The following is a 215-nucleotide window of genomic DNA, read 5'->3' as shown; positions in this document are numbered from 1 at the left end:
CCGCCCCGGAAGCCGCCGCTACGAGGCGCGTCGCCGTCCCGGCGGAAGCCACCCTCACGGGAGCCACCACGGAAGCCACCCTCACGGCGCTCACCGCCGCGGAAGCCGCCCTCACGGGAGTCGCCACCACGGAAGCCACCTTCGCGGCGCTCGCCGGCACGGGAACCGGCGTCGCCGTCCCGGCGGAAGCCACCCTCACGACGGTCACCACCACG

Annotated in this window: 1 pseudogene; it reads left to right on the top strand. The window is 76.3% G+C overall.

Features of this window, described 5'->3' with window-relative positions:
* A pseudogene (locus ACLQ2U_RS32270) lies at nucleotides 1-215 on the top strand (hypothetical protein); the annotation flags it as partial.

It is taken from the genome of Micromonospora sp. DT47, assembly GCF_049844475.1.
Taxonomy (GTDB): Bacteria; Actinomycetota; Actinomycetes; order Mycobacteriales; family Micromonosporaceae; genus Micromonospora.
Note: the sequence above shows the minus strand (reverse complement) of the source record. Positions and strands in the feature narration are given on the sequence as shown.